At 56.4% G+C, this 9201-nt stretch carries 6 protein-coding genes and 1 pseudogene; 4 read left to right on the top strand and 3 right to left on the bottom strand.

All coding sequences use genetic code 11. The features are described from left to right. Window positions 1–268: recombinase family protein (locus AC1DO7_RS36185; RefSeq protein ID WP_477117222.1), on the bottom strand; the 268-nt coding region annotated here is incomplete at its 3' end. 454 nt (window positions 269–722) lie between these two features. Here AC1DO7_RS36185 and AC1DO7_RS36180 point away from each other — a divergent pair. The 3 genes from AC1DO7_RS36180 (at window position 723) to AC1DO7_RS36170 (ending at window position 7469) form a co-directional block, all read left to right on the top strand. Further along, window positions 723–5834, top strand: a complete 5112-nt coding sequence (locus AC1DO7_RS36180; RefSeq protein WP_477117221.1) for a DEAD/DEAH box helicase — start codon at window positions 723–725, stop codon at window positions 5832–5834. Between the two features lie 223 nt (window positions 5835–6057). After that, window positions 6058–6732, top strand: a complete 675-nt coding sequence (locus tag AC1DO7_RS36175; protein WP_477117220.1) for a hypothetical protein — start codon at window positions 6058–6060, stop codon at window positions 6730–6732. Window positions 6733–6749: 17 nt separating this feature from the next. After that, on the top strand, window positions 6750–7469 hold the full coding sequence (locus AC1DO7_RS36170) for a DUF8168 domain-containing protein (RefSeq protein ID WP_477117219.1): 720 nt from the start codon (window positions 6750–6752) through the stop codon (window positions 7467–7469). Window positions 7470–7520: 51 nt separating this feature from the next. Here the strand turns inward: AC1DO7_RS36170 and AC1DO7_RS36165 are convergent. Continuing rightward, window positions 7521–7649: pseudogene (locus AC1DO7_RS36165) on the bottom strand (ADP-ribosylglycohydrolase family protein); the annotation flags it as partial. 17 nt (window positions 7650–7666) lie between these two features. On the opposite strand from AC1DO7_RS36165, the gene AC1DO7_RS36160 reads away from it, so the two are divergent. Next, a complete protein-coding gene (locus tag AC1DO7_RS36160; protein WP_477117218.1) occupies window positions 7667–8554 on the top strand; it encodes an AbiTii domain-containing protein in 888 nt (295 codons plus the stop codon). Window positions 8555–8631: 77 nt separating this feature from the next. Here the strand turns inward: AC1DO7_RS36160 and AC1DO7_RS36155 are convergent. Next, window positions 8632–9201: ADP-ribosylglycohydrolase family protein (locus tag AC1DO7_RS36155; RefSeq protein ID WP_477117217.1), on the bottom strand; the 570-nt coding region annotated here is incomplete at its 5' end.

The raw sequence follows: 9201 nt of genomic DNA, 5'->3' as shown, positions 1-9201 counted from the left end.
CTTCCAGACGGTCCACCGTGGTTCGCACGTCGATGGCATTTCTGCCGAGCCGATCAAGTTTTGTGACGATAAGTACATCTCCACCTTCAAGCCGATCCAGCAGCTTGGAGAAGCCCTTGCGTTCGGATGCGGCGACGGAACCTGATATCGTTTCCGCAATAATCCGCTGCTTCGCCACAGTGAATCCCGCCGCTTCAATCTCCCTGACTTGGTTCTCAGTCGTCTGGTCCGCAGTCGATACCCGGCAGTAAGCAAAAAGTCGTGACATCCGCACCTCATGTGTCCGAAAGTGGAGTACGAATATTACACCCCGTCCGAAATGTTTACAAGCATAGTTTCGGACATGCAAATTCGGGCAGTCCGCATGTGCTCGGTTTCGGACATGCCGCGCAGGCCAGCTTTCTCGGATCGGCKTGGACCATGCGTCGTCATATGAAGGATTGAACATAAGCATCAACGGTCCTATACATCAGATGTACGGGATCACACTCCCTGATTCCCACACTTCTGCCCGCCCCAACGCCCCCCGGCGCTTCGGCGGGACTTTTCATGTGCTTCCGGATTGGCCCGATTGCATCGCCATCACAAATGCTGCTTCGGGCAACCGATCTTTAGCCACCGTCTGTCATTCGCAACAACTGATCCGCCCGATACGTCGGAACGCGAAGGCATAATAGCCACCTTCACGTTGCGCCAAGCGACCTTCGGACGACAAGCCAAGAATGACCGCCCTAGAAAAACTGCTCGATACCTTCCGCCAAGCCGCCGCGTCCGAACGTGAGAAAGGAACCTACTTCGAAGAGTTGATCGTCTGCTACCTGCGCAACGAAGCCACTTACCGCGATCTGTACAGCGATGTGTGGACTTATGCACAGTGGGCGGACCTACAAGGACTGGACAAACGCGACGCTGGTATCGACCTTGTTTCGAAGACGCAGGGCACCGGCGAATATCACGCCATTCAGTGCAAGCTGTTTGCGCCGGATCATAAGGTCCAGAAGAGCGACATCGACAGCTTCTTCACGGCATCGGGCAAGAAGCCCTTCACGCGCCGGATCATCGTCGCCACGACGAATCATTGGAGTGACCACGCCGAAGACGCGTTGCTTGACCAGCAGCCGCCTGTCAGCAAGATCGACCTGACCGCCCTTGAAGAGAGCCAGATCGATTGGAGCCAGTACCAGCCGAAGGCCGTACCGGTCATCAAGCCGAAAAAGCTGTTGCGCGAGCACCAAACGAGTGCGTTGAACGCGGTCGTTCATGGTCTTGCGGATGCCGACCGTGGCAAGTTGATAATGGCATGTGGTACGGGGAAGACTTTTTGCAGTTTGAAGATTGCGGAAGCATTGGCTGGTGCTGGCAAGCGCGTCCTGTTCCTTGTTCCAAGCCTGTCATTGCTGTCGCAATCCTTGACCGAATGGACACAGGAAAGCGAGACGCCGCTTCATAGCTTTGCCGTGTGTTCGGACAGCGACGTGGGCAAAAAGCGGAAGAAGGAAGATGACGCTGTTCAGACCTTCGTTCACGAATTGCGCTATCCGGCGACGACCGAACCGGCACGCCTTGCGGCGGAAATGAACAAGCGACACGACGCGCAGCATATGAGCGTCGTTTTCAGCACTTACCATTCCATTGATGTCATCAGCCGTGCCCAGAAGGAATCCGGCCTACCGGCGTTCGACCTGATCGTCTGTGACGAAGCGCACCGCACCACCGGGGCCACCTTCGACAGCGACGACGAAAGCGCCTTCGTCAAGGTCCACGACGCCGACTTCATCCGCAGTGCCAAGCGCCTGTACATGACTGCCACGCCGCGTATCTATGGCGATGCCGCGAAGGCCAGCGCCGAAAAGGACAATGTGGCGCTGTGTTCGATGGATGACGAAGAACTGTTCGGCACGGAACTGTTCGTCATCACATTTTCGGAAGCCGTCAAGCGTGGTCTGCTGGTCGATTACAAAGTCATCGTACTGGCGGTGGAAGAAGCCCACGTCAGCCGTCGCCTGCAATCCCTGCTGGCAGATGACAACAACCAACTCAAGGTGGACGACGCCGCCAAGATCGTCGGCTGTTGGAAGGCACTCTCGAAACAGGGGCTGACTGATGACTTGGTGGGCGATGGCGCAGCCATGCAACGTGCCGTGGCCTTCTGTCAGGTCATTGAAGTCTCGAAAGGTGCGAAGGCGCATAAGGTCAGTTCGAAGCAGATCGCAGGCATGTTCCAAGCCGTGGTTGAGGCGTATCAGGAACAGGAAGAATTCGAACAGGTGGCCCGCCTTACCTGCGAAGCCGAACACGTGGATGGCAGCATGAACGCCAGCGAAAAAGAACAAAAGCTCACGTGGCTCAAGGCTGAAACACCGGAAAACACCTGCCGTATCCTTAGCAATGTCCGTTGCCTTTCCGAAGGTGTGGACGTTCCCGCATTGGATGCCGTGCTGTTCCTGACGCCGCGCAACTCTCAGGTAGACGTAGTGCAGTCTGTGGGTCGTGTTATGCGCACCGCCCCCGGAAAGAAGCGGGGATACGTCATCCTGCCCGTGGTGATCCCGGCAGGCGTGGAAGCGCATGACGCACTCAACGACAACAAGACCTATGGTGTGGTGTGGCAAGTTCTGCAAGCCCTGCGCTCGCACGATGACCGCTTCGATGCGATGGTGAACAAGTTGGATTTGGTCGGCAAGGACACCAGCAAGATGGAGATCATCGCCATCACCGACAAAATCCAGAAGAAGCAGGATAAGAAGTCCAAGGGTGCCAAGAACAAGGACGCCGCGAAGGGCGGCTATACCATCGGCGAAGTCGGCAAACGTTCTAGTAAAGAAGATCAGATCGACCTGCAATTTGAGATCGGCGAGATCGAGAAGGCCATCTATGCCAAGCTGGTACAGAAGGTCGGCAACCGCCACCATTGGGAAGATTGGGCCAACGACATCGCCAAGATCGCCCGCACCCACATCGACCGCATCACCGGCATCATCGAGAACCCCGACAATGCCAAGGAACGGGAAGCCTTCCACGCCTTCGCCCACGAACTACGCGACGACCTGAACGGCAGCATCACGGACGGCGAAATCATCGAGATGCTGGCGCAGCATCTCATCACCAAGCCGGTGTTCGACGCACTGTTCCAAGACTACAGCTTCGCACAGCACAATCCAATGTCCATCGCCATGCAGAACGTTCTGGATGTGCTACATGAACACCGACTGGACAAGGAAGCGGACACACTGGAACGCTTCTATGAAAGCGTGAAGCTGCGTGCCGAAGGCATCGACAATGCGGCGGGCAAGCAAAAGATCGTCGTGGAGTTGTACGATAAATTCTTCCGCAATGCCTTCCCCAAGATGACCGAGCGGTTGGGCATCGTCTACACGCCAGTCGAAGTGGTGGACTTCATCATCCACAGCGTTGCCCACATCCTGCAAGCCGAATTCGGCCAGACGCTTGGCAGCAAGGGCGTGCACATTATCGATCCGTTCACCGGAACTGGAACCTTCATCACTCGGCTACTGCAAAGCGGACTGATCAAGCCGGAAGAACTGCCGCATAAGTACAAGCACGAAATTCACGCGAACGAGATCGTGCTGCTGGCGTATTACATCGCCGCAATCAACATCGAAGCGGTGTATCACGGCATTGTCGGCGGTAAGTACCAGCCCTTTGAAGGCATCTGTCTCACCGACACCTTCCAGCTTTACGAGAAGGAAGATATGGTGGACGCCTTGCTGGCGAACAACAGCGCCCGCCGCAAGCGCCAGAAGAAGTTGGACATCCGCGTCATCTTCGGCAACCCGCCATACTCGGCTGGTCAGGACAGCGCGAACGACAACAACCAGAATGTGGCATACCCACATCTCGACAGCCGCATCCGAAGCACGTATGCCGAGCGGTCCAGTGCCACGAACAAGAATGCGCTGTACGACAGCTACATCCGCGCGATCCGGTGGGCCAGCGACCGCGTCGGCAACAGCGGTGTGATCGGCTTTGTCACCAATGCGGGATTTTTGGATGCCAACACCGCCGATGGCCTGCGTAAGTGCTTGGCCGACGAGTTCAGCAGCATCTATGTGTTCCATCTGCGGGGAAATCAGAGAACTTCTGGTGAAGTATCGCGTAGGGAAGGCGGCAAGATTTTTGGCGGTGGCAGCCGTGCGCCGATTGCGATTTCGGTGCTGATCAAGAATCCAAACGCAACTCGGCACGGCCAGATTTACTTCCACGACATCGGCGACTACCTGACCCGCGAAGAGAAGCTGGACAGGATTGGTGCTTTCGCCAGCATCGCCGGGATCACGGAAGGTGACGGCTGGCGGTCTATCACGCCGGACCAGCATGGCGATTGGTTGAAGCAGCGGGACGACCGCTTTGGTGAGTACATCGCCCTTGGCGACAAGGATGGGAAGGAACAGCAGGCGCTGTTTGAAAGCTACTCCGGTGGCGTCAAGACTCAGCGCGATGCTTGGTGTTACAACTCTTCCAAGGCCGACGTAGTGGCGAACATGACCCGCATGATCGACGCTTACAACGATGAAGCGATGCGGTTTGCCAAAGCCACGGCAGGGGTGGACAAAAAGGCGCGGGAAGCCAAGGTCGATGGCTTCATCGACACCGACCCCACGAAGATCAGTTGGACGCGTGCACTGAAGCAAGAACTGGTGAAAGACCGCCGCTTTGAGTTTGAAGCGCAATGCCTCATCCCTAGCGTGTATCGCCCGTTCACAAAACAGTGGCTGTACTTCAACCGTCGCTTCAATGAAATGGTGTACCGGGTGCCACGCATGTTCCCGCACGCGGAAGCGGAGAATCTGGTCATCGTCTTGTCAGGTACTGGCGGGCGTACAGCATTCACGGCATTGATGGTCAACAGCGTGCCAAGTCTGCATACGGCGGACATCGACGGGTCCCAATGCTTCCCGTTGTACTTGTATGACGAACCTGTCGATGAAATCGCCGAAGCGTCACCGAACGCCGAACTGTTCGAAACACCGACCGCAGCCACGGCACAGCACGAACGCCGAGATGCGCTGACGGACGAAGGTCTGATGCACGTCCAAGCGGCCTATCCGGGTGAGCACATTGGCAAAGACGATGTGTTCTACTACGTCTACGGCCTGCTGCACGCGCCGGACTACCGGGAACGATACGCCGACACGCTGCGCMAGGAACTGCCCCGTATCCCTTGCGTGAAGACCGCTGCTGCCTTCTGGGCCTTCTCGAAGGCTGGCCGAAAGCTGGCCGATCTGCACGTCAACTATGAATCGGTGGAGAAGTACCCGCTGAACATCGTCGGCGGCGGCTTGCTGTTGACCGATGCCGACTACCGCGTCGAGAAGATGCGCTATGGCAAGAAGGGCAAGGACAAAGACCTGACTACGCTGCACTACAACGACAAGATCACCCTGACCGGCATCCCGCTGGAAGCCTATGAGTACGTGGTGAACGGCAAACCGGCGCTGGATTGGGTAGTAGAACGCCAGTGCGTGAAGACCGACAAGGACAGCGGCATTGTCAATGACGCGAACGATTGGGCGGCGGAAACCATAGGCAACCCACGCTACCCACTGGAATTGTTCCAGCGCGTGGTGACGGTAAGTCTGGAAACGATGAAGATCGTTCGGTCGCTGCCACGACTGGATATTCAGCAATCGGTCCAGCCGGATGGCAAGTCGAAGCATGCGGTAGCCGCACCTGCGCTGACGGTTGTTGCCGACAGCGGTCAGCAGGAAGAGGACGATGAAGTTGAACAAGGCGTGCTTGGCCCGAATGGCGTACCCTGTGCCGTGGTCGATTGGGATCGTGCCCGAGTACGTGCCAAGAAAGGCCAGCGGTAACACTTGTCGTCGATACTGGTGGGTGTTACGGTCGCCCGAAGCAACGTCGGGGACCGGCATCGCGTGGCAGTTCGGACAGGCCGGTCGAAGGTCTTCGATGGGATCGACTTCATGTTCTGCGCCGATACTGGCGATGTCCGTCAGATGCCAGAGGATAATCACATGCTTCAGATTGCGACAGCCATGAGGCACTAACATGAGTTCAGGTTCGAACGGATTAGGCATGATCGAGTCGTTCATGGCCGCCGCAGCAAACGACGAGATTGTTTCATCGCGCTACGAAGCACTCGAATCGGCGTCCGTTGCGTTCAGCGGAATAGCTGGCGAATTGCACGTCGCGGGTCATCTCTTCAAAAGCGACCGACTACTCGCTGCCGCCCTTCTAGCCAACCTTGCGTCGGAGCTTGCAAGTGGAATTGCGATCCTGCTTCGCGCACAGCGAGAGTACCCGGCAGGGACTCTTCTCAGGCAACTTATCGAGGTTGAATATCTCGCGTTCCAAGCCTATGCCGACCCTTCGCAGCTTGAAAGATGGTATGGCGCGGACCCGGTTGCCTTACGTCGGCAGTTCACACCGCAGGCCATGCGCAAGGCGTCAGGCGGAATTTTCCGCGATCAAGAGTATTGGCACCATTGCGAAGTTGGAGGACACCCGCATCCAAGAGCCCGAATGCTGTTGCGAAAGTATGCGTCTCGCCTGTCACCCGACGCCTTTCTACTTCCTGATTCGGTACAGCATGTGCGTCGCCTATGGACATCGATACGACTGCTGATGCCGCAGCTAGATGGCGGAGACAGTATTTTGGATCGACATGCGCACGGCTTGACTTCCGCATTGGCAAACTGGGAGCGCGTTGAACATCCGAGCGTTCTCGCGCATGACGGAATTAATGGCTAAACGGGTAAGCACGACCCATGTACCGATACTTCCTTGATGGCATAGTCCATCCCGAACGCGCTCAGATACCGGATCACCGCATCTCCGCGAAGTTCAGGCATGCTGCATCCGGCGTCGATGCGAAAGCCGATGTTCGAATTCTTCTGAATCAGGTTGCCGTCTGGGTTGAAACAGACGTTGAGTGGAACGCACTGGACCTGAGAAACGTCGTCAAGTACTTTGTCCAGTTGGAAATGGACATGGTGGGATACGTCCTAGGCCACACCCACGATGTCGAAATCCGAAGGGCGATTTGCCCGGAAGTCGGCCTCGATCAAGTCTTTGGCATTGACGTGCGGTGTATCAGCGACCTAAATCGCGGGGTCGATCTTGACGTTCGAATTGCGGCCATGCGTCCCAAGCTGCAAGGCGAAGCGGGGGTTTTCATCCACCGTTGCTTGCGGGACCTTATCACGGCGATGAAGGAACCCGATGACGTTGCGTTCCACTGTTACCGCGCCATTGAATCGCTGCGACAGCACTGCATTGCCACCCGATCACTCGACCGGACAAACAAGGCAACGCAGTGGAACACCTTACGTCAGATCGCAGGTTGTGATGAATCTGCAACAAGGTTACTGGAAACCGCAGCGCGGGCAACACGTCACGGAGAACCCGATGTCGTCCCGGAAGCAGACGCCGTCAAGCTGTTGACGACGGCGTGGGCCATCGCTGACGGCTACATCCTCAACTGCTAACAATGTCGTCCGGTCAGTGTCCGGCAACTGTTCCAGCCATCGCGTTGGCATCCCGGCCAGTCCGAACCTGATCCCGGTCAGCCCACCAGCGACGGCAGCAGTTGTGTCTGTGTCGTTGCCGATGAGGATGGCGAGTTCAGCCATCGACGGAATTTCCGTGTGGCATACTGTTGCTTTCAAACTACACCAGTAATGCGATGAGCCTCCCGCTGGTTATAGAACTACAACGTATGGCCGTGGATCAAAGCGCGTCCGTTGTTCAGTTAGTCCGAACGGCAAAACTGGTGGCGACAAAACTTGCAGTGGCTGATGCAGTGGACTGGATCGATTGCGAGCTGAACGGATACCGCGACCTATCCTATCTGCCAAAGTATCGAATCTTTACTGGCGAATGCCAAGCATTCAACCCAATTCGTGGGTGGATTCCTGTGCAGTTTCCAGATTCGGAACTTCACGACCTTTGTTCAGAGGCACGGGTGGGCCAATCTCTTGGATCGATGGAACCGTTGCTCGCCGATGATAGCGATCATGCAATGCTTCCGTTCCCCTTCGAACAGCAACGGGGTCTCCAACAACTGTTTCGCGAAGACATGAAGTTCAGTCTCCGCTTGTCGAAGGGACACCTAACTGGAATCTTCGATTCAGTTCGAAATCTTACCCTTGATTGGAGTCTCAAGCTGGAACAGGCTGGCGTTCTGGGTGAAAACATGTCGTTCACCCTTACGGAAAAGCAGGAGGCGAAACCAGTGACACAACAGTTTTTTATCCAAAATGCAGGCGTTGTAGGAAACGTTTCCGACAACGCAACGGTGACTAACAATCAACAGGTCACAGGATCGCTATCTGTTGATAGTGTGCGTGATCTAGTTCAGCAAACAAGAGCATCAATCAATGCGCTACCTGCCAACACGGCAAATCAGGTATCACAACTCTTGGACGACCTCGACCGTGAAACATGCAAGTCCGAACCTGATGAAGGTAGGCTTAGAACCGCGCTGAACTCCATCCGGCAGGTTTGTGAAGGCGCAGCCGGAAACCTTATTGCCTCTGGTCTCACAGCCGCTATCACGACATTGCTTTCCTGAGCCACAGACCTCCAGTCGCATCACGCCCCACGGCCATGCATTCCTGCACGCCGTGGGGCGAATTCGCTAAATGACGACTACGGGTTGTCTGGCATCGTCGCCTCGAATCGGAAGATCAATGGTTCCACCACTTCGAACCCGCGAAGCTGTTCCAGCCATCGCGTTGGCATCCCGGCCAGTCCGAACCTGATCCCGGCCAGCCCACCAGCGACGGCAGCAGTCGTGTCAGTGTCGTGCCCGAATTGGATAGCAGCGCGGACCACGGCTTCGAACGACGCTTCTTCCAGTGCGCGACGCGTGGACCAGACTGTGTCAATGACATACCCGGTCCCTCGCGGCTGGTCAGTCTTTGGGAAGCCTCTCAGCACGTCCAGTTCGCGCAAGAACGCCTTCCGTTCTCGTTCATTGGGCCAGTCTTGGTAAATTTCGGCCAGACGGCCATCAGCCCAGACCCACGGATCGGGAAGCTGGTTCAAGTATCCCCTTGCGGCCAAACAGTAGAACGCACAGGCTACCAGTGACCGGGGATGGGCATGGGTCGGTAATGACTGAAGGTGTGCGTCCCGGACCAATGCTTCATCGCTGCCGGTATGCCATAGGGCCAACGGCAGAACACGCATCAGTGATCCGTTTCCGTTGTCCCTCTC

The organism is Cupriavidus sp. 05N40 (assembly GCF_056397305.1).
This window is presented reverse-complemented; position numbering and strand designations above follow the sequence as displayed.